Origin of the sequence: Pseudomonas saxonica (genome assembly GCF_007858365.1) — a bacterium.
GTDB classification, from domain to species: domain Bacteria; phylum Pseudomonadota; class Gammaproteobacteria; order Pseudomonadales; family Pseudomonadaceae; genus Aquipseudomonas; species Aquipseudomonas saxonica.
The window spans coordinates 47,843-68,106 of sequence record NZ_VFIO01000013.1 but is presented as its reverse complement, the minus strand read 5'-3'; the positions used below and the strand labels follow the sequence as shown (position 1 = coordinate 68,106).

Annotated in this window: 16 protein-coding genes; 7 read left to right on the top strand and 9 right to left on the bottom strand. The window is 58.2% G+C overall.

The annotated features are described in order from the left end of the window. The first annotated feature begins 5 nt into the window (after window positions 1-5). The gene (locus FJD38_RS21930; protein WP_146387526.1) at window positions 6-539 is read left to right on the top strand and encodes a GNAT family N-acetyltransferase; all 534 of its coding nucleotides are present in this window, start codon (window positions 6-8) and stop codon (window positions 537-539) included. A gap of 250 nt (window positions 540-789) precedes the next feature. Here FJD38_RS21930 and FJD38_RS21925 read toward each other — a convergent pair whose 3' ends face one another. Continuing rightward, the gene (locus tag FJD38_RS21925; RefSeq protein WP_146387524.1) at window positions 790-1,680 is read right to left on the bottom strand and encodes a LysR family transcriptional regulator; all 891 of its coding nucleotides are present in this window, start codon (window positions 1,678-1,680) and stop codon (window positions 790-792) included. 121 nt (window positions 1,681-1,801) lie between these two features. On the opposite strand from FJD38_RS21925, the gene FJD38_RS21920 reads away from it, so the two are divergent. Further along, the gene (locus tag FJD38_RS21920; RefSeq protein ID WP_146387522.1) at window positions 1,802-2,917 is read left to right on the top strand and encodes an NADH:flavin oxidoreductase; all 1,116 of its coding nucleotides are present in this window, start codon (window positions 1,802-1,804) and stop codon (window positions 2,915-2,917) included. Between the two features lie 94 nt (window positions 2,918-3,011). Here the strand turns inward: FJD38_RS21920 and FJD38_RS21915 are convergent, their stop codons facing one another. Further along, window positions 3,012-3,905 carry an AraC family transcriptional regulator gene (locus FJD38_RS21915; protein WP_146387520.1) on the bottom strand — a complete coding sequence of 298 codons (894 nt, stop codon included), beginning with the start codon at window positions 3,903-3,905 and terminating at the stop codon, window positions 3,012-3,014. A 137-nt stretch (window positions 3,906-4,042) separates the two neighbouring features. Here FJD38_RS21915 and FJD38_RS21910 point away from each other — a divergent pair, with 137 nt between their 5' ends. Both FJD38_RS21910 and FJD38_RS21905 read left to right on the top strand, forming a co-directional pair. Then, the gene (locus tag FJD38_RS21910; RefSeq protein WP_146387518.1) at window positions 4,043-4,786 is read left to right on the top strand and encodes an SDR family NAD(P)-dependent oxidoreductase; all 744 of its coding nucleotides are present in this window, start codon (window positions 4,043-4,045) and stop codon (window positions 4,784-4,786) included. 18 nt (window positions 4,787-4,804) lie between these two features. Then, complete coding sequence (locus FJD38_RS21905) at window positions 4,805-5,206, top strand: VOC family protein (RefSeq protein WP_146387516.1); 402 nt, start codon at window positions 4,805-4,807, stop codon at window positions 5,204-5,206. 52 nt (window positions 5,207-5,258) lie between these two features. On the opposite strand, the gene FJD38_RS21900 is transcribed toward FJD38_RS21905, so the two are convergent. Further along, window positions 5,259-6,182 carry a LysR family transcriptional regulator gene (locus FJD38_RS21900; RefSeq protein ID WP_146387514.1) on the bottom strand — a complete coding sequence of 308 codons (924 nt, stop codon included), beginning with the start codon at window positions 6,180-6,182 and terminating at the stop codon, window positions 5,259-5,261. A gap of 140 nt (window positions 6,183-6,322) precedes the next feature. On the opposite strand from FJD38_RS21900, the gene FJD38_RS21895 reads away from it, so the two are divergent. The 3 genes from FJD38_RS21895 to FJD38_RS21885 are packed head-to-tail and all read left to right on the top strand — an operon-like array spanning window position 6,323 to window position 9,423. Then, window positions 6,323-7,087 carry an SDR family NAD(P)-dependent oxidoreductase gene (locus FJD38_RS21895; protein WP_146387512.1) on the top strand — a complete coding sequence of 255 codons (765 nt, stop codon included), beginning with the start codon at window positions 6,323-6,325 and terminating at the stop codon, window positions 7,085-7,087. Window positions 7,088-7,109: 22 nt separating this feature from the next. After that, window positions 7,110-7,925 carry a shikimate dehydrogenase gene (aroE, locus tag FJD38_RS21890; protein ID WP_122785979.1) on the top strand — a complete coding sequence of 272 codons (816 nt, stop codon included), beginning with the start codon at window positions 7,110-7,112 and terminating at the stop codon, window positions 7,923-7,925. 55 nt (window positions 7,926-7,980) lie between these two features. Then, window positions 7,981-9,423: an MFS transporter gene (locus tag FJD38_RS21885; RefSeq protein WP_146387510.1), complete on the top strand. Its 1,443-nt coding sequence runs from the start codon at window positions 7,981-7,983 to the stop codon at window positions 9,421-9,423. Window positions 9,424-9,586: 163 nt separating this feature from the next. Here the strand turns inward: FJD38_RS21885 and cobA are convergent, their stop codons facing one another. The 6 genes from cobA to FJD38_RS21855 form a co-directional block, all read right to left on the bottom strand. Beyond that, complete coding sequence (gene cobA, locus FJD38_RS21880) at window positions 9,587-10,369, bottom strand: uroporphyrinogen-III C-methyltransferase (protein WP_122785981.1); 783 nt, start codon at window positions 10,367-10,369, stop codon at window positions 9,587-9,589. A gap of 39 nt (window positions 10,370-10,408) precedes the next feature. Next, a complete protein-coding gene (locus FJD38_RS21875) occupies window positions 10,409-12,076 on the bottom strand; it encodes a bifunctional protein-serine/threonine kinase/phosphatase (protein WP_146387508.1) in 1,668 nt (555 codons plus the stop codon). 10 nt (window positions 12,077-12,086) lie between these two features. Continuing rightward, entirely contained in the window at window positions 12,087-13,301 is a 1,215-nt protein-coding gene (locus FJD38_RS21870; protein WP_146387506.1) for a nitrate/nitrite transporter, read from the bottom strand. A 349-nt stretch (window positions 13,302-13,650) separates the two neighbouring features. Continuing rightward, window positions 13,651-14,226, bottom strand: a complete 576-nt coding sequence (locus tag FJD38_RS21865) for an ANTAR domain-containing response regulator (protein WP_122785984.1) — start codon at window positions 14,224-14,226, stop codon at window positions 13,651-13,653. A 15-nt stretch (window positions 14,227-14,241) separates the two neighbouring features. Continuing rightward, on the bottom strand, window positions 14,242-15,435 hold the full coding sequence (locus FJD38_RS21860; protein WP_122785985.1) for a CmpA/NrtA family ABC transporter substrate-binding protein: 1,194 nt from the start codon (window positions 15,433-15,435) through the stop codon (window positions 14,242-14,244). Window positions 15,436-15,696: 261 nt separating this feature from the next. Further along, a complete protein-coding gene (locus tag FJD38_RS21855; RefSeq protein WP_146387504.1) occupies window positions 15,697-19,842 on the bottom strand; it encodes a bifunctional nitrate reductase/sulfite reductase flavoprotein subunit alpha in 4,146 nt (1,381 codons plus the stop codon). Between the last annotated feature and the right edge of the window lie 422 nt (window positions 19,843-20,264).

Genomic DNA, 20,264 nt, shown 5'->3' with positions numbered 1-20,264 from the left:
TTTCGATGACCACGATAATTAAGCGACTGACCCCGGATCATGCCGCGTCGTATCGAGCGCTAATGCTTGAGGCTTATCGCCTTCATCCCGATGCTTTTACTTCCGATGTCGGCGAGCGCGAAGCCTTACCCATCGAGTGGTGGGAGAAAAGGCTTAATAGTGGATCTGATGCTGCCGATGTGGTGTTCGCTGCGTTTGAGGATGAAGATTTGCTTGGTGTCGCTGGACTTTCTGTTGAAAGAAGAAAAAAGGCCAGCCACAAATCCACGCTCTTCGGAATGTACGTTCCACTCGCTCATCGAGAGAAAGGCATCGGCTATAAACTGCTGCGTAGCGTCCTGGCCTATGCAAAATCCCAGCCTCAGCTTTTGCTCGTTCAGCTCACCGTCACCGAGGGCAATCGAGGTGCACAAAGGCTCTATGAGCGAATGGGATTCAAGCCATTTGGAATAGAGCCTTTGGCGGTAGCAGTAGGGCAGCAATTCGTTTCGAAAGTGCATATGTGGCACGATCTACGAAACGATACCTGCGAAAATTAACGCCCATTCGGGTCATTTTACAGTGGTGAATAGGTTCTACGATGAGGCCAAGCTCAACGTCACGTTTGTTGAAAAAATCGACTTTTCAGCAGAATCGGCCGTTCTCTGTCGCTCAACGCCCCCTCCGCTGTGCTGGTCACATTTGATGCAAACGACTGGTCAAGTCGAATGCAAATGAGCGGGTAAGTGGAATGCATTTCTCCAGCTGAATTTGGGCACCGCAGAAGCGTCGGTTGCAGGTAAATGCGCGTCAGCCTGATTTTCTGATCATATCCAGCTCATCCTCCAGCGCGCTTAAGAATATTTTGACCCGCATAGGCGTAAAACGTCGGCTAGGCGTCACGGCCCAGACCGAGAGATCCTCCATTTCGGCATCCTGTAACTCAACGACTTCAAGCTTACCGTCGCGCACCTGGCGGATGATGTCCCACGAGGTCAGCATGGCGAGGCCGAGACCTTGGATCGCTGCGATTCTTACCGCGTCTACGCTGCTGGTGTTGACACGACCGTTTACACGCTTGCGAATGAGCTCTCCATCAATGATGAACGGCCAGCGCGGAATGGCTTGAAGCTGAATGCAGTGGTGAGCCTCCAGCTCAGTCAACTTCGTAGGTCGGCCATTGCGGCGCAGGTAGTCAGGCGATGCACATATCACGCGGGGGTTTGAAGTGATTCGCTTGGCGACCAGTTCGGAATCTCCCAATGGTGCAAGGCGAAGGGCTAGATCCAGCCCTTGTCCGACGATGTCGATCACTTTGTCCGAGAGATCTAGGTCAACGCTCAGATCAGGGTGGGCTTCCAGTAAGCGAGAGAGCATAGGCACCACTATTGATTGGCCAAATACGCTCGGCGCGGTCATGCGCAGGACGCCTTTCGCTTTGGCGGTTGCTGGGCCCAGTTCGCTTTTCGCATTGTCTTCCGCATCAATAATCGTTGATGCATACGGTAGGAAGAGCTGGCCTTCAGAGGTGAGCGAAACTGATCGGGTGGTGCGATGGAACAAGCGCGTGCCCAATTCTTCCTCCAGTGCGGCCACTCGCCGTGACACCTGCATAGGCTGCACATCCAGTTGACGCGCAGCGGCGGAAAGACTGCCGGCAGACGCGACTGCCTGAAATACCCGTAGGTCGGACGTCAGCATTTTATATCCTTTTTTGTTAAGCCGGCTTCACTGGCAAGAGCCTTTGTTTCACCGCTTTCACTCGATAGCATGCTTGAAACAGCCTGTTCCATAGTGTGTTAAACGACTTTACGAGGCAATTATGAGCGAAACAAAGCAAGTCATCTTATCGGCCTGCGATATCAAGGGCGCGCATTTCCGCAACCGCCTATCGGTAGCACCGATGACGCGGGTAACAGCGACGGAGGACGGTCTGGTCACGCACACTATGCGTGACTATTACCTACGGTTCGCCAAAGGCGGGTTCGGTCTAGTCATCACCGAAGGTTTGTACACCGATAAGGCATTTTCGCAGGGCTACCCCAACCAACCGGGACTGGCAGATGAAGAGCAGGCAGTTGCATGGTCGATGCTCAACCAGGATCTGCAGGCGCAGGGCGCCCTCGTTTTTGCGCAGATCATGCACGCCGGTGCGCTGAGTCAGGGCAATATCTATCGCCATCACAACATTGCCCCCTCTGCCGTTCAGCCCGTGGGCGAGCAGATGACTGTTTACCATGGCACAGGCTCCTACCGTATGCCTGTCGAAATGACTGAAGCTGAGATAGCGGAGGCCATTCAAGGCTTCGTGGATACGGCAGCACGTGCGGTCGAGGTGGCAGGATTTGATGGTATCGAAATCCACGGAGCGAACGGGTACCTACTCGACCAGTTTCTGACGGCCCACACCAACTTGCGCAATGACTGCTGGGGCGGTGATATCCGTCAGCGCATGAGTCTTCTTGTCGAGGTGGTCGCTGCGGTGAAGGATCGTGTCGGAGCGAAAGTGCCGGTGGGCATCCGTATTTCTCAGGGCAAGGTCAACGATTTCAAGAACAAGTGGCTCGGTGGTGAAAGCGACGCTCAAATCATCTTCAGCGCTCTGGCTGATGCTGAGGTCGATTTTATTCATGTCACTGAGTATGAGGCGTGGCAGCCTGCATTCGAGGGGTCTCAAGACAGTCTCGTCGCTATGGCCAGGAAGTATGCTCCGGGCGTGCCGATCATTGCGAACGGCGGCCTGCATGATCCAGATCGTGCAGCCGAGGTAATACGTTCGGGGGCTGATCTTGTGGCGCTGGGGCGCGGCGCGCTCGGCAATCCTGACTATCCTTCGCTGATCGAGGCAGGCACAGAGCTTCGTGAGTTCGATGGTTCCATCCTTCAGCCCATCGCCAACATCAAGGAACGTGAATTGGACGTAGAGTTGTGCGAATAGCCTGTGTAGGGAGCAACCAAGGCTCGCGTCGCGTACGGCCGCTCCTGGCCGACAGCCAAGGGTCATGGATATCTTCAAGCCTATATCTAACCGGCTAGCGACTGATGGCGCTTGTTTGCGCCAGGATCCTGCCGACGTCTAGTGCAGGAGGAAGTCCAAACACCCGCGCATACTCCCTGCTGAATTGCGTCGCGCTTTCATAGCCGACCTCGAAGGCAGCAGTCATGACGTTCTGAGCGTTGGCCACCATCAGCGTTCTGGCCTGGAGCAGGCGAATCCGTTTCTGATACTGCAAAGGGCTCAGATTGGTGACTGCCTTGAAGTGGCGGTGAAACGCCGAGACGCTCATTGATGCTCGTTCCGCCAAGCGCTCCACGCCAATGGGCTGAGCGAAGTCACGGCGGATCCACTGGATCGCCATGTTGACGCGCGCCATCGCACTATCCGGCGCTGCGATATCGCGCAGCATCCAGCCATGGGGCCCCTGGAGTACACGGAAGATAATCTCTCGCTCGTAAACCGGGGCCAGGGCTGCGATGGCGTCCGGGTCGCTCATCAATCGCAGCATTCGCACCCAGGCATCCATCAGGTCGGTTGTGACTGACGCCACGCAAAACCCAGGCGCGTTCTCAACGCGGCCGACAGGTTTAGGCAGGTCCGCAAATAGCGTCGACAGCACTGCCGGGTCAAGAGTCAGACTCACTGCCAAGTAAGGTTCTCCCGATACGCTCGGATGCACAGACCCCACGGCTGGCAAATCAATGGACATGACGAAATAGGTCGCAGGGTCATACCGAAGCGTCCGATCCCCCACGGTCATGCTCTTACTGCCTTGCAGGATCACATTGATCATCGGGTCATAGACCGCCGCCAGCATGTGCTCGGGGATTTTGCCCTGAACCATGGCCACGCGGGGAATGCCCGTTTCGGTACGGCGATTTTCAGCCTTGGCCGCTAGCGACCTGAGTTCATTCAGTTGATTGTCCATGCTGGCATGCTGACGGCAGGACCCGGCGCCATGCAAGCGAAAAGCAGAAACAGGCAGGTTTCGGGTAGAAATGGGTACGAACCTGACGATCCTGATGAGTACTGTGGGTGCACATATGAACCACAGAGGAACATCAGATGAGCGTAATCGTCATTACCGGTGGCAGCCGTGGAATCGGTGCCAGTGCCGCCGAGTACATTGCTCAGCGTGGGATGGGGGTCATCCTGACCTACAACACTAATCCACGGGCTGCCGCGACGGTCGTGGAACGCATTGAACACGTCGGTGGCAAGGCTGTTGCTCTCAAGCTCGACGTGTCTGACGTTGGCAGCTTCGAGGCGTTTCGCCAGTCAGTGGTACTGACCTTGCGGGACACCTGGGATGCCACCACTTTGGGTGGCCTGGTCAACAACGCCGGCTACGGTCTGTTCAATCCTTTGGCAACGGTCACCGAAGCGCAGTTCGATGGTTTGTTCAACGTGCACCTCAAAGGCCCGTTTTTCCTGACCCAGACCCTGCTGCCGCTGTTCGCGGAAAACGCCAGTATCGTTAATCTGACCAGTGCCACCACCCGCGTCGCCACCGCTGGCGTGGCGCCCTATGCGGCGTTCAAGGGGGGGCTCGAAGTGCTCACCCGTTACATGGCCAAAGAGTTCGGCGAGCGGCGCATACGGGCCAACGCCGTATCGCCCGGCGCCATCCGTACCGAGTTGGGTGGCGGTCTGAACGATGAGTTTGAGGCGGTACTGGCGGCGCAAACCGCACTTGGGCGAGTCGGCGAGCCTGAAGACGTCGCCCGTGTGATCGCCATGTTACTGTCAGAGGAGGGCGCCTGGATCAATGCCCAGACCCTCGAAGTTTCCGGCGGCTACAACATCTGAATACCTGAGGATTTTGCCATGCTGGATCATATCTTTTTGTCCGTGAGCGATATCGCCCGGTCCATCCGTTTCTACGAAGCGGCCCTGACCCCGTTGGGTATCACCGCACGCCTGGACTACGACGGCAAGGACGGCCCGCCGGGTCATCCTGATCTAAAAGGCTTCGGCGCCAACGGCCGGATGTTCTTCTGGCTGCGTGAGGGCGTTGTCGAAGGGCGTGCGGTACATGTTGGTTTTATCGCGCACAGCAAGGCTGAAGTGGATGCCGCCTACGCCGCTGCCATGAATCTGGGGGCAATCGACAACGGCTCGCCTGGCGCGCGCTTGCACTACCACCCTGACTATTACGCTGCCAATGTGCTGGACCCGGATGGGTACAGCCTCGAATTCGTCTACAAAACATGGCAGCACGCCCAATGAGTAGTCATTTGCGCGGGACCCTTGGCGCGCACCAGCCGGTGGTTTCTGAAATCTATAGCGTGCTGCTTGGCGCTTGCTCAGTGAACTCAGGCGCTGTCACGGGATAAAGTTCGTCTAGCACCCTCATCAGCGCCCGCTTGCGTGGATTTTCCAGGCCGAGCCAAGCCACGCCGATGCCAGCCCCGCTCATGGGCAGAGTCAGTGGGCGAGTCACGACACCCGCGGGCAATGCCGATGCTGCGCCGCTTGGCAATATGCCAATGCCCAGACCGGCGGCCACCAACGCCAACTGTGTGGTGAACTCGCCCATTTCCCGGGCAATGGTCAGCGTAACTTTTCGTCTGTGAAAGCCTGCCAGCATCTGGTCATACAAGCCGGGAGCGAACTTGCGCGCTAGCACCAGTACCGGACATCCGGCTAGATCCTGAGGCTTTATACGAGGTTTGGCGCATAACGGGTTTTCTTGTGGCAGCGCGACGACCAGTGACTCTTCGAAAAGCATGCGTGTCTGGACGCCAGGTACATTCAAGGGCAGGCGTACCAAGGCAAAATCCAGGGCGTTGTCCAACAAAGCCCGAGCTTGCGCTAGCGAAGGCATGTCCTTGAGCTCCAGTTCGATGTGCGGGTAGCGTTGCTCCAGCGTGCGGACGAGTTGCGGCAACAAGTGCGACAACGTTGAAGAGACAAATGCCAGACGCAATATGCCAACCTCACCGGCCGCCGCTTGCTGCAGCACTTCAAGGGCGCGCCGGGCCTGGCGCAGGGTAGCCAAGGCCTCGGGCAGAAACAGCATTCCTTCCTCGGTCAACTCGACGCGGTGCCGGTTACGCTCGAATAACTGTGCGCCTACCTCTTCCTCCAGAGCCCGTATTTGCGCGCTCAGGGCGGGCTGGACTATGTGCAGGCGCAACGCAGCACGGCCGAAATGCAACTCTTCGGCCAGTGTCGCGAAAGCTTTCAAATGCTTGAGTTCCACATCTTCTCCCTGTGCAGCATGGTCACTTGGTGATCACGAGGGGTGATCACAACATCACCATAAACGATTGGCATCCCGGCGCGATAGCAGTTGAAAGTGGCGACATTGCCCATTCAACAACTCAGCGTAGGGAGACACACATGATCGACAGCTTTCGTCTGAACGGGCGTCGAGCGCTGATCACCGGTTCGGTACGCGGCATTGGCCTGGCTCTGGCTCGCGGGCTGGCACAAGCGGGTGCCCACGTGGTGCTCAATGGCCGCGATGCCGAGCGCGCTCAAGGTGCTTGCGCGCTGTTGCGCGATGAAGGGCTGGACGTCGATTACTCGGTATTCGACGTGACCGACCACGTTGCTGTCGCAACGGCCATCGATGGGCTGGAAGAGTGCCTGGGGCCGATTGATATTCTGATCAACAACGCTGGCTTGCAGCATCGCCAGGCGCTGCAGGATGTCAGCGCCAATGACTGGCACAGGCTGATGAGTACCAATCTTGATGGCGTGTTCAATGTATCCCAGGCGGTCGCTCGTCACATGATTGCGCGCCGGCACGGCAAGATCATCAACATTGGCTCGGTGCAAAGCGAACTGGCCCGACGTTCCATCGCACCTTACGCCGCCAGCAAGGGCGCCGTGCGAATGCTCACGCGGGGCATGTGTGCCGACTGGGCAGGTCTGGGTCTTCAGATCAATGCCCTGGCCCCCGGCTATTTTCAGACGGAATTGAATCAGGCGCTGGTCAACGATCCGGCGTTCTGCGAATGGCTGTTGCAGCGAACGCCTGCCGGGCGTTGGGGCAATGTAGAGGAGCTCTGCGGCGCGGCCGTTTTTCTCGCATCATCAGCGTCCAACTTCGTTAACGGTCAGACCCTTTTCGTCGATGGTGGCTTGACCAGCGTCGTCTAACTCTCTCGCCAAGGACTCCCGCATGCCTCAATCCCTGCCAACCCTGTGCGGCTCAATCATGGGCTCGCCGTTTTCGCTCTCTGCAAAGATCCACAACGCGGCATATGCAGCGCTGGGCCTGGATTACACCTTTGTCTGTTTTGGCGTCGAAGATCCGGTCGCCGCCGTAGCAGCCATTCGTACGCTGGGCGTGCGCGGCATGAACGTTTCAATGCCCTATAAAACCGCAGTAATGCCTCATTTGGACAAGATTGACGAGTCTGCCCACGTCATCGGTGCGGTCAACACCATCAATAACGTCGACGGCGTACTGACCGGCTACAACACCGACTACCTCGGTGCAGTACGTGCCCTGGAAGAAGTCACCGATCTGTGCGCCAAGCGTATCGCCGTAATCGGTGCCGGCGGCGCGGCTCGTGCGGTGGTCTACGGGTGTTTGCAAGCAGCGGCCGAGGTCACGGTGTTCAATCGCAGCATCGAGCGCGGTGCTGCGCTGGCAGAAGAACTGGGGGCAAGGTGGGGCGGGGGCGTCGAGGCGTTCACGGCCGAGGCCTTCGACATCGTCATCAATGCGACGTCCGTGGGCTTCAAGCAACCGGACAGTAACCCGCTGGACGGCAGCCTGGCCGGTCATCTGCTGGTCATGGATGTGGCCTTCATGCCGGTGCATACCGCGCTGTTGCTGCAAGCCCAATCGTTGGGCTGCCGCACCATTGCCGGCACCCGCATGTTAGTGCACCAGGCGTGTCGCCAAATCGAGTTGTACACCGGGAAAGAGGCTCCAATCGACATCATGGAGCAGGCCATGCTCCAGGAAATACAGCGGTTGAAATTGTAAGCAACCCTTCGACTGGTCAATAACAAGATGCCGTAAAGGCACCTGGAGGTACCCCATGACTCACGATCATTCAGCATCCGACATTGGCACTCCCCCCGACGCGCAAGCGCACAAGAAAGATTTGCACCGCGCGGCTTGGGCCTGCTCCCTGGGAAGTGCACTGGAGTACTACGACTTTGCGCTTTACACCCTGGCTTCGGCATTGATTTTCGGGCCTCTGTTCTTTCCGGAGCAGACCCGCGCCATGAGCCTGATCGCCAGTTTCGGTACCTATTTTCTGGGCTTTGCGATACGGCCTCTGGGCGGGGTACTGTTCGGCATGATCGGTGATCGCGTCGGGCGTAAGTTCGTGCTGACATCGACAGTGCTGCTGATGGGCATTTCCAGCACGCTCATCGGTGCACTGCCAAGCTTCCATCAAGTCGGCTACCTGGCACCCATGCTGTTGGTGATCCTGCGTCTTCTGCAAGGGTTGGGCGCGGGTGCCGAGCAGGCCGGTGCGGCGGTAATGATGACCGAATACGCCCCTGAGGGCCGACGGGGTTTCTATGCTGCGCTGCCGTTCCTTGGCATCCAATTGGGCACCATCCTCGCAGCACTGGTGTATTTCCTGGTGGTCAGCGGCAATGACAACGTGATCGAAAGCGGGCTGTGGCGGGTGCCGTTCTTCAGCAGCGTGGTGATCGTTGCGTTGGGCTTGTACATGCGTCTGTCGCTCAAGGAATCCCCGACTTTTATCCGCCTGAAGGCGCTCAAACGTGTCTGCGTCAACCCGCTTAAAAGCGCGATGGAGCATTCCAAACCCACGTTGTTGATCGGCATTGGGCTGCGCCTGGGAGAAAACGGTGGCTCATCGATTTACCAGGCTCTGGCAGTAAGCTACATCGTTGGCGTGGTAGGGCTGCAAGGGCCGGTGGGGGTGTTGACCCTTATCTGCGCGGCCAGCCTGGGCGCGATGACCGTACCGATTGCGGGCAAGCTCAGCGACCGTTTTGGCCGAGTCGTGGTCTACCGGGCCTTTGCTCTGGTGCAATTGGCACTGGCATTCCCGGTGTGGTGGGTGCTCAGTCTGGGCAATGTCGTAGCAAGTGTCATTGCTATCTCCATCGCCTTGGGCATTGGCACTTGGGGTATGTTCGGTACGCAGGCTGCGTTGCTGCCAGAGTTGTTCGGCTCGCGTCACCGCTACATGGGGGTGTCCATCGCTCGTGAGGCATCGGCAGTGATCGCCGGTGGGATTGCGCCGATGATCGGGGCCGGCATCATTGCACTGGTGGTGGCGAGCCATGACGGTGACGCCAGCGCAGGTATCGGCGCTTGGCTGCCCATTGCCTGTTACCTGACGCTGCTTACACTGATCACCCTGTACGCCACATTCAAAACCCCGGAAACCCTCAATCGCGACTTGGATGATCCACGGGATGCCTGGGAAATAGCCCATGCCGACTCAGCAATGCATGTCCCGTCCAGCAGCACTCGAGGTACACGAACGGCTTGAGGGTCGCTATAAACACGATGTCGAGGTCACTCAAGAGTTGTAAAAATCAGCTTCCGGCTGGCTGGGCAGGGCGGTTTAAGTTGTTTTGGGCGGGGCCGGTATCTGTCGCCGGTACCCCGCAATCAGCTGTTGGCTGCCCTGGTTATTGCAGCAGGCAAGTGGTTCACCTTCCTCGCCGAATAACCTGCTTGTTTTCAGGCTGCGTGCTAACCGTTGTATCGGTGCATTTCCAGCTTCCACCCGCAGCCGCCACTTCGCCAATCACCAAAATCGCCGGGCTTTTCAGTTCAAAGGCCAACGCATCTTCGTACATTGAGGTCAGTGTGCTGCGTAACTCCCGTTGATGTGGCAACGAAGCATTTTCGATCATCGCCACTGGCGTGCGGCTGTCCAAACCACCGGTCATCAAACTGCTACGGATATCCTCAAGCTTGGCCACACCCATATACACCACCAGCGTTGTGCCACTGCGTGCCAGAGCGGACCAATTGAGGCTGCTGTCGTCCTGGGTATGGGCGGTAATCAAGGTAACGCCTCGGGCGACACCACGCAGGGTAAGCGGAATGCCGCAGTTGGTAGCGCCCGCCAAACCGGCGGTGATGCCGTTGACCAATTCCACTTCAATACCGCGGACGCCGAGCCATTCGGCTTCTTCGCTGCCGCGTCCAAAAATACATGGATCGCCACCTTTTAGGCGTACCACGCATTTCCCTTGGCGGGCGTAGCGCAGCATCAATCGGTGGATAAAATCCTGCGGTGTGGAGCGGCAGCCGCCGCGTTTGCCCACGGGCACTATTCGCGCGTTGGGACAGTGCTCAAGCACGGCTGGATTGACTAGATCGTCGATCATCACCACATCGGCGGCGTGCAAGGCGCGCACAGCTTTAAGGGTCAACAATTCCGGATCACCGGGACCGGCACCAACCAACCAGACTTTTGCGCTCATGGGGTATTCCTTATCAGGGCAATTGGACGTTGTTTATCGTCATGCGTGCAGTAGCCAAATCAGCATCAGCATATTCACCAGCAGCGAACTCAACGCCAGCCCACGCCATACCTTCAGAGGCTCGCGCTCCAAGAGGGGTTTTGGCCGGGGGGTGGGTTGGTGTTCGCCTTGTTGCAAGGCCAGTAGCCATTCTTCAGCAGTTTCATAGCGCTGTAGCGGGTTGCTGGTCAGGGCTTTATCGAGGTTGTGCACCAACCATTCAGGCAGGTCAGGGCGATAGCGATTGGCGGGTATCGGCTGGGCAAACCGTGGGCGCTGAAAGGCCTCGATTTCGCCATAGGGATAGTGGCCAGTCAGCAAGAAATACAACGTCACGCCGGCGCTATACAGATCTTGTACCGCACTGGGTGCGCTGCCTGCATAAGCTTCCGGAGCGATAAAACTGGGTGTACCAGGCAGCTCCCCCGGAACATGATTTGAGAGGCCTGGGCAATAGGCCAAACCGAAGTCCAGCACCCGCAATTCACCATCACTGCTGAGCAGCAGGTTCTGCGGTTTGATATCCCGATGCAGGATGTTGCGTCGGTGCAGCATGCCCAGCGCCCGTAACAAGCGCGGGGCGATTTCCAGCCATAGGTTGAGGCTGAAGTGACCGTGCAACTGGTAATGCTCAGCCAAGGTGATGCCTGGATGTTCGCGCATCAAGTAATACAGGTGCTGACGCTGGCTGGCGTGGTGAACTTCGGGAAAGTTACGCCCGGCAACCCGGCGCAGGAACCATTCTTCCTGCAATAAGGCTTGCCCGGCGGTGCTGTCATTTTCGCAGTGGGTTGCCAGCGTTTTTAGAAGCCAGGGTTGCTGCTGGGTATCGCGTACCCGATACAGCAGTGACTGGCGACTGTGCCCTAACAGCGCCTCCACCTGCCAGCCTTCAAAGAGTTGCCCAGGCTTTAGCGTTGGTGGCAGTGGCCATTGCTCGATTTGGCCAAGGGCCTCGCCCAGGCTAGTTTCACCCAGGTCATCAATCCGTACCAACAAGGCGCTGGCATTGTCCTGACTGCCGGCCTGGTGAGCGGCGTAAACCAACGCTTGGCACGCGGCCTGCAGTTGGCTTTCATCACGCAGAATACCGGCAATTGAGGCGTCACTGAGGGTTGCCCACACGCCATCGCTGACCAGCAGAAAACTCTCGCCCTGACGCAATTCGCCATCCAGGTAATCCACGACTAAATGCTGTTCCAGCCCCATGGCGCGCTTGAGTACGTGCTGCATGCCCGGCTGGTCCCACACATGATCTTCGCTGATGCGCTGTAGCTGCCCGGCGAACCAGCGATATACCCGGCAATCGCCTATGTGGGCGAGGGTGAAACGCCGTCCACGCAGCACTAAAGCGCTGAGGGTGGTGAGCAACGGCTGCCCGCCACCGTTGGCATGTAGCCAACGGTTTTGCGCCAGCAGCAAACGGTCCAGAGATTGCGCCACACCCCAGGTTTGCGGGGTGGCGTAGTAGTCGTGGGCCAGGGCCTGCAAGCTCGAACGAGCAGCCAGGCCGCCGTCGGCGCACTGGCTGACGCCATCGGCAAGGGCAAACAAAAACCCCTTGCTGGCGGCTAGCGTCGGCGCCGGAGTGACCAGGCGCGTGGCGTCCTGGTTCTGCGCGCGCGGCCCGCGGGCGCTGCTTTGGGCGTAGCTCAGTTGCAAGGCCATGGCGACTGAATCAGACGCGCGCAGCGGTGAAAGCGGCCGAACCCCAAGTGGTTCTCCAGCGGCTCTTCACGCCGTGCAGACCAAACCAGGCAATCACGCCAAGGCTGGCAAACAACCACAGGCCGATCTGATAGTCGCCGGTGTTTTGCTTGATGGCACCCAACCCTGCCGCCAACAAGAAGCCGCCGATGCCACCGGCCATGCCGATCAAACCAGTCATGACACCAATCTCGTTACGAAAGCGCTGTGGCACCAGTTGAAATACCGCACCGTTACCGGCACCCAGGCCCAGCATGGCGCTCACAAACAAGGCCAACGCCGCGACTGAACTGGACAGATGGAAGCCCACTGCCGCGATGCAAATGGCCGCCAGGGCATACATGCCCAGCAGGGTGCGAATACCCCCAAAGCGGTCTGCAAACGCGCCGCCTAATGGGCGCATCAGGCTCCCACCCAGCACACAGGCGGCTGTGTAGTAGCCGGCGGTGACCGGGTTGAGGTCGTACTGGTCGTGGAAGTAGCCAGGCAGGGCGCTGGCCAGGCCGATAAAGCCGCCAAAGGTAACGCTGTAGAAAAACATAAACCACCAGCTATCGCGGTCACTCAGAGCCTTGAAGTAGTCGGCCATGGATTTGGCTTTGCTGCGGTTGGGCGCATTGCGCGCTAGCAGGGTAAAAACGATAAGGCACAGCACCAGAGGGATCAGTGCCAAACCAAACACATTGGTCCAACCAATCGCGGCCGCCAGGATCGGCGCAGCCAGGGCGGCAATTACGGTGCCGGAGTTGCCTGCCCCCGCAATGCCCATGGCCTTGCCTTGGTGCTCGGCGGGGTACCACTGTGAAGCCAGGGGCAGGGCTACGGCGAAGGAGGCGCCGGCCATGCCGAGGAACAGGCCCAGCAGCAACACTTGTTCATAACTGTGAACGCCCAACTTCCAAGCCACCAGCAGTGCACTGATCACAATGATCTGGCCAAAAATACCGGCGGTTTTAGGCGACAGTTGGTCCGCCAGCATTCCCATCAAAAACCGCAGCAACGCACCGGCCAGAATCGGCGTGGCCACCATAAAACCGCGCTGTTGTGTGGTCAGTTGCAAGTCGGTGGCAATCTGCACAGCCATCGGACCGAGCAGGTACCACACCATAAAACTCAGGTCGAAATACAAAAAGGCGGCAAACAGCGTGGGGGTGTGGCCTGCTTTCCAGAAACTGTTCGTATTCATTTCCAGCACCTCATCTGCAATAGAGTCAACGAAGGTTGTAAGGCGGTTGGTCGTTAAGTACGGCCACTCCACCGGCCTGTTTCCGAGGCCAAAAACGCAAAAACGCCGCAGTCCCCATTTCGCTTTCGCGATGGGAAGTGCGACGTCTTTGTCGTGGCGGGGTAACCGTCGTTGGCTACCTGCAGTAATACCTGAGCACTATGTGTGCCAGTTTCCTGCTGCTTGGCTTGCGCGGCTCAAGAGCGGGGTGTTCACTGTGGTGTTAGCGGGTTGGTCAGTCGATTGGAGGCTTGGCCTAACCCTCTATGGTGCAACCGTGCTGCTTTGTGGAGCGTTAAGCGCACGCACTTCAGCCCAATAACTCATTCATGGCAATAATCTGCTCGGCCACCTGGATCAGTTTCTGTTGTTTGCTCATGGCCTGACGGCGCATCAGCGTATAGGCCTGCTCTTCGTTGCAGTCTTTCATTTTCATCAGCATGCCTTTGGCCAACTCCACCCGCTTGCGCTCGGCAAGCTGCTGATCGCGGGCCTGCAATTGCGAGCGCAGCACCTGGTCGCTTTCGAAGCGCGCCATGGCCACATCCATGATCGGCTGCAGACGCTGGGCATGAATGCCTTCGACTATATAGGCGCTAACCCCAGACTTGATCGCCTGACGCATCACGCCGGGGTCATGCTCGTCGGTAAACATGACGATGGGATGGGGCTGGTCGCGGGTCACCAGCACCACCTGTTCCATCACATCGCGGCTGGGGGACTCGGTGTCGATCAGCACGACATCCGGACGCACTGCTTCCACTCGCGCGGGCAGGTCGATGGTCAGACCGGATTCGTCGATGACTTCAAATCCCGCCTCGCTCAAGGCAGCGCGCAGGCGTCCGACTTTTTTCGAGGTGTCATTGATTAGCAGGATACGCAGCATGGTGGCCAGCTCCTGTCAGTAATCATTAAGGGCATGCAGGGCAAAACTGCGTGCGTAAGCTGCAGGGTCGGAGCCATCCCACACACAACCATCGAGCAAACGACTGCTGCGCATGGGCGTGCCCGGTAGTTGAATATCCAGGGCACTGGCTGCCGCGCCATACAGTTCAAGCTGTTGCACCTGCTGCGCTACTGCCAGGTAATCTGGGTCTTCGCGCAGCAGACCCCAGCGACGGAATTGGGTGATAAACCACATGCCATCTGAGAGGTAGGGGAAGTTCGCCGCACCCTTGTTGTGGAACCGCAGGGCATGCTCGTCTTGCCAGCGGTTACCGAGGCCATCGCTGTAATCTCCCAGCAGGCGTGGTTCGATACTGGCCAGCGGCGCATCCAGATACTCAGTGCTGCTAAGCAATTTCGCAGTGCTGAGGCGATTCTCACGGCTTTCTTCAATAAAGCGGCTAGCTTCCAGTATTGCCATTACCAGGGCGCGAGCTGTATTGGGATTTTGCTCTACAAATTCACGGGTGCAGGCCAGCACCTTTTCCGGGTGGTCAGGCCAAATGCTCTGGCTGGTGGCCAGGGTAAAGCCCTGGGCTTGGTCCACAGCATTTGCGCACCACGGCTCACCCACGCAAAAACCATCAATACGCCCTGCTTCCAGGTGCGCGAGCATTTGCGGGGGCGGTACTACAACGCTGTTCACATCCTGCAGCGGGTGAATGCCCTGGCTGGCCAGCCAATAATAAAGCCACATGGCGTGGGTGCCGGTGGGGAAGGTCTGAGCGAAGGTGAGTTTTGTCCCACTTTGGTGCACTCGTTGTTTCAGTGCACTGGTGCTGGTCACCCCGGCGTCTTTTAGCGGCTGCGACAGGTTGATACTTTGGCCGTTCTGATTGAGCCCCATCAATACCGCCATATCGGTAGCGGCGGCGCCGCTAATGCCCAGCTGAATGGCGTAAATCATGCCGTACAGGCTATGGGCAACATCCAGCTCACCGCTCAGCAGTTTGTCGCTGATTCCCGCCCAGGACGTTTGACGTTGCAGGTTCAGGGTCAGCCCGTAAGGCTGTGCAAAGCCCTGAGTGGCGGCGACTACCAGCGAGGCGCAGTCGCTGAGGGGCATATAGCCGATATTCAGCACATTCTTTTCCAGGGCATCGCTGCCCGCCACCCAAGCCAGAGGGTGCAAAAGCAGTCCATCGCTCATACGGTTGTTCCTGAAAACGTTAGATCAAAAAAAAACGCCGTACCTTCCGCGCTATAGAAGCCGGTCGAGCACGACGCCATTGTCAGTGCGGGCCGCCCTTGTCTTGCCAGACGACCTTTGTGGCAAAGGATAGCAATTGGTGTGCCGGGTTCTGCAAAAGAGCATGAGTGTTGCGGCAAAGCCCCTCCCGCAGTTGACTGCGTTCATTTGCCGGGCTTGGGCTGCGCTCACTTTTGCCTCAGGCCGCCACTGCCAACCACCTCAATAAACATCGCGCAAATAGCGTCGGTCTTTACTCATACCACTGACATACAAGGTCGCGGCGCCGCTGCTCATTTTGCCGTGGGTTTGCACGATTTTTTTCAGCGCGGCATCGACATCTTTGGCCATGCGGCTGGCATCGCCACACACGCATACGTAAGCGCCCTGTTCCAACCAGCTCCATAGCAGAGCACCTTCTTCAAGCATGCGTTGTTGTACGTAGATTTTCTCCGCCTGGTCGCGGGAGAAGGCGGTGTCCATGCGGCTGAGCACACCGCTGCGTTGCCAGGCGCGCAGTTCTTCACGGTAGTAAAAGTCGCTACGGGCCCGTTGCTCACCGAAGAAAAGCCAGTTTTTACCGCCGCCCTGAGCTTCACGTTCTTGCAGAAAGGCGCGGAAGGGGGCTATGCCGGTGCCAGGGCCGATCATGATCAGTGGCACTTGCGGGTCATTAGGCGGACGGAAGTGCGTCGATCGATGCAGGAAGATTCGTGCACCTTGTTGCCCTGCGCGATCAGCGAGGAAGGTAGAGCACACACCGCCACGCTGCTGTTTGTTGTGCAGGTAACGTACGGTGGAGACCGTGATATGCACTTCATCCGGGCATACTTTTGGGCTCGATGAGATGGAGTACAGCCGTGGTTGCAGGGGCTTGAGCAGGTTGAGCAGTTCGGTAACGCTGAGGGGGGCGGGGAACTCCAGCAGCAAATCGAGCAGCTGCCGGCCCCACAGCCAATCCTTGAGCCGGGCCGGGCTTTCACCCAGCAGCAACTCTTTGAGCAATGGGCTGGCGGAACGCTCGCTGACCCATTGCAGTTGCTGCGGGGAGATGCGGGCGATTTCCAGATGCGCTTCCAGGGCTTGGCGCAAGGACATGGCGGGCTGGTCTTTAAGTTCGACGCTGCAATCGCCATCCAGCTTCAGAGCAGCCAGCAGTGCATTGACCTGTTCAGGGCAGTTGCTCGGCCACACGCCCAAGGCATCGCCGGCCTGATAGGGGAAGTCGTGGCCACGCAGGTCGAAGGCGATATGGCGGGTTTCTTTTTCTGCACCTTTGCAATTAAGGATGCGATTATCCAACTGTTGGGTCAGCAAAGGGTTTTGGCGGTCGTAGCAGCTGCTTTCCACTCGTGCGGGGCGCAAGGTGGACGGCATTTCTACCGCCGCGGTGGTGCTGGTGGGCAAGGAGGCGCAAACGCGACTAAGCCAGCTGTCCGCCGCTTCCAGATAGTCCGGCTCGCACTCTTGGCGTGGTTGCAAACGTTCGCCACCGAGGGCGGCCAAACGCTCATCAAGCTTGCGACCAAAGCCGCAGAACTGGTCGTAGCTGGAGTCCCCCAGGGCCAGCACGCTGAAGCGGCTATTGGCCAAGGCCTGAGCGTCTGCGCTTTCGAGGCTGCTCCAGAAATTGCTGGCATTGTCCGGTGGGTCGCCATCGCCGAAAGTGCTTGTGACCAACAGAACACCAGAGCTGGTACGCAGGTCGTCCAATTGCGCACTGTCCATGGGCAGCAGACGCGCGCGCTGGCCATTGTTGCGCAGACGCTGCGCGCAGGTTTGGGCCAAAGTCTCGCTATTGCCGGTTTGCGAAGCCCAGAGCACTAGCCATTGCTGGCCAGTGATTTCGGCCAGGGCAGGGTTAACCAACTGGCCCGATTGGGCAGGCATCTCATGGCTGCTATCTGAACGGGCAAACAACCCTGCCAACATACCGTCCAACATCAGGCGTTTGCTGGTCGGTAATGGGGCGCTGGCTGGCAACGTCGGCACGCCGCTCGCTCGCCCTTTGGCACTGCGCAGCCCCAGTAAGTAGCCCTGCATATACAGCTGTTCATTGGCCTCAAGCTGCAGCTGCGCCTGTGTGTCGAGGTTGAGCAAGCGAGCCAGGGCGTTAATCTGCATCGAGTGCAGCTCCTCGGAATCTGTGGTGTCTTCACAGGCCTCAACCAGCTCGCTAGCTGAAACTGTCGGGGCGGGTTGAGGGGTGACGACTTGCAGGCTGACAGCGCAGAACTTGAATGCGGGCTGCAGAGAAACGGGGTCCACGGCATCGCTGGTCAGGGCGTTGATGGCGAGCTCTTCGCCAAACACATCATTCCAATGAAAGGGCGCAAAGCAGTTGCCTGGGCGCACGCGGTCGGTGATCACTGCTGGCAGTTTGGCCACGCCACGACGGGAGCGAATGGTCACACGGATACCTTCTGAAATGCCCAGGCGTGCTGCGTCGCTGGGGTGAACTTCCACAAAAGGTCCCGGGTTCAGTTTGTTCAGGGTCGGCACCTTTCCAGTCTTGGTCAGCGTGTGCCATTGGTGCTGCAAGCGGCCAGTGTTAAGCACCAGAGGGAAGTCATGGTCGGGCAGCTCCGCGGGCAGTAGATGGGGGCGGGCAAAGAATTGCGCCTTGCCGCTATCGGTTGCGAATACCAGTGCCGGTTGGCTGCCGTCGGCGTTCAGGCTCAGTGTTTGGCTGGTGTCGTTATTCAAGTAGCGCAAAGGGTTGCGCGTCGCCCCTTGATTGTCGGCAATGGGCCATTGCAGCGGTTGTTCGCGAAGACGTGCATAGCTGGCGCCACGAATGTCATAACCGGTTTTCGGGTTCCAACAGCGTTTGATTTCTTCGAAAACCTCGGTGGCGCTTTCATAGCTGAAGGCCTCGCTGTAACCCATGGCGCAGGCGACGCGGGCGATTATTTGCCAATCGGCCAAGGTGTCACCCGGTGGCAACACAGCTTGCTGCATGAGTGTGAGGTTGCGCTCGGAGTTAATCATCACACCTTCGGCTTCGGCCCATAAGGCACCAGGCAATAGGATGTCGGCGTAGCGGTTGGTTTCCGTGTCCAAATAAGCGTCCTGGCTTATCACCAGTTCGGCCTTTTGCAGCGCGGCGATCACTGTCTGGCGGTTCGGCACGCTGGCCACCGGGTTGGTGCAAATAATCCAGCAGGCTTTGATATCGCCAGCGGCCATGGCGTCAAACATAGCCAAGGTGCCGTCACCCCCTTCGCTGCGCAGGCTGCCAGGCGGTATGGCCCACAACTGTTCGATAAAAGCGCGATCTTGTGGCACCAAAGCTGAGCGTTGCCCTGGTAGACCGGGCCCCATATAGCCCATCTCGCGGCCGCCCATGGCATTGGGTTGGCCGGTGAGCGAGAACGGCCCGCTGCCGGAGCGACAGATGGCGCCGGTGGCCAGGTGCAGATTGCACAGGGCATTGGTGTGCCAGGTACCTTGCACGCTTTGGTTGAGGCCCATGGTCCAACAGCTCATCCAGTTTTCTGCTTCGCCAATCCACTGTGCGGTTTGACGAATATCGACTTCCTCGAGGCCGGTGATGGTGGCGACTTTCTCGGGTGTGTAATCCTCCAGAAAGCTCGGCATCAATTCCCAGCCTTCAGTAAAGGCCGCAATAAATGCGGGGTCGGTGTGGCCATTTATCACCAGCAGATGGAGCAAGCCATTGAGCAGCGCCAAGTCGGTGCCGGGGGCGATTTGCAGGTACAGATTGGCTTTGTCCGCAGTGGCGGTGCGCCGTGGGTCGATAACGATCAACTTGGCCCCGGCTTTCATCCGGTCCAGCATGCGTAGAAAAAGGATAGGGTGACAGTCGGCCATATTGGCGCCGATCACAACAAACACATCGGCATGTTCAAAGTCGCTGTAAGAGCCGGGCGGACCGTCGGCACCCAGTGACTGTTTATAGCCGCTGCCGGCGCTGGCCATGCACAGCCGAGAGTTCGATTCAATATGACTGCTGCGGATAAAACCCTTGGTCAGCTTGTTGGCCAGGTACTGCGCTTCCAACGACATTTGACCGCTGACATACAGGGCAACGGCGTCTGGCCCGTGCTCATCAATAATGCCGCGCAAGCGGCTGGCAGTGGCGTTGATGGCCTGATCAATGCTCACCCGAGCCGGGTCGCGATTGCGCTCCTGGCGCATAAAGGCATGCTCCATGCGCCCTGCATTGGCCACGGTCTGGTTGCACGTACTGCCCTTCGTGCACAGGCGACCAAAGTTGCTTGGGTGTTGTTTGTCTCCGGATACTTTGACGATGAGGTTGTCTTGCACCTGCATCACAATTCCGCAGCCAACCCCACAGTAAGGACACACGCTGCGCACGGTTTTACCGGTGCTGTTATCCGCCATCTTGCTACCTCGCCAGGGATCTCATGAAGACCCAGAAACGTAAAAAGGCGCCATGCTGCTCCTCGTCTTTCAACGGGAGTTGCACGGCGCCTTTGTCGTGTGTCTTTGCCTGAATGATTGAGCCATCGTCGTTGATAGCCTGTGCTTATGCTTAGCAATGGCTGGGCCAATAAGTGTCGGCGCGACTGCGGTGCTTTGTGGGATGTGCTTCAGCTGCGAGGTTTTGCTGGTTCGACCCCCTTACGTAAAGACCTTACGCCGTACTTTTTTTCCGTTGATGTCGCCTTGTCTTGGGGCGCCAGATAAAAATCCGCACTGTTTTGGAACTGTAATGAGGGCTCGTCAATCTCGCTGTAATGCGGTTACCCCCTTCAATGTCGGACTCTGCAAGCCAGTATTTAATTTCTGGCACAGCCACTGCA

Coding starts and splice junctions, on each gene's coding strand:
- FJD38_RS21930 (WP_146387526.1), top strand. CDS start 6: ATGACCACGATAATTAAGCGACTGACCCCGGATCATGCCGCGTCGTAT.
- FJD38_RS21925 (WP_146387524.1), bottom strand. CDS start 1,680: ATGCTGACGTCCGACCTACGGGTATTTCAGGCAGTCGCGTCTGCCGGC.
- FJD38_RS21920 (WP_146387522.1), top strand. CDS start 1,802: ATGAGCGAAACAAAGCAAGTCATCTTATCGGCCTGCGATATCAAGGGC.
- FJD38_RS21915 (WP_146387520.1), bottom strand. CDS start 3,905: ATGGACAATCAACTGAATGAACTCAGGTCGCTAGCGGCCAAGGCTGAA.
- FJD38_RS21910 (WP_146387518.1), top strand. CDS start 4,043: ATGAGCGTAATCGTCATTACCGGTGGCAGCCGTGGAATCGGTGCCAGT.
- FJD38_RS21905 (WP_146387516.1), top strand. CDS start 4,805: ATGCTGGATCATATCTTTTTGTCCGTGAGCGATATCGCCCGGTCCATC.
- FJD38_RS21895 (WP_146387512.1), top strand. CDS start 6,323: ATGATCGACAGCTTTCGTCTGAACGGGCGTCGAGCGCTGATCACCGGT.
- aroE (WP_122785979.1), top strand. CDS start 7,110: ATGCCTCAATCCCTGCCAACCCTGTGCGGCTCAATCATGGGCTCGCCG.
- FJD38_RS21885 (WP_146387510.1), top strand. CDS start 7,981: ATGACTCACGATCATTCAGCATCCGACATTGGCACTCCCCCCGACGCG.
- cobA (WP_122785981.1), bottom strand. CDS start 10,369: ATGAGCGCAAAAGTCTGGTTGGTTGGTGCCGGTCCCGGTGATCCGGAA.
- FJD38_RS21875 (WP_146387508.1), bottom strand. CDS start 12,076: ATGGCCTTGCAACTGAGCTACGCCCAAAGCAGCGCCCGCGGGCCGCGC.
- FJD38_RS21870 (WP_146387506.1), bottom strand. CDS start 13,301: ATGAATACGAACAGTTTCTGGAAAGCAGGCCACACCCCCACGCTGTTT.
- FJD38_RS21865 (WP_122785984.1), bottom strand. CDS start 14,226: ATGCTGCGTATCCTGCTAATCAATGACACCTCGAAAAAAGTCGGACGC.
- FJD38_RS21860 (WP_122785985.1), bottom strand. CDS start 15,435: ATGAGCGATGGACTGCTTTTGCACCCTCTGGCTTGGGTGGCGGGCAGC.
- FJD38_RS21855 (WP_146387504.1), bottom strand. CDS start 19,842: ATGGCGGATAACAGCACCGGTAAAACCGTGCGCAGCGTGTGTCCTTAC.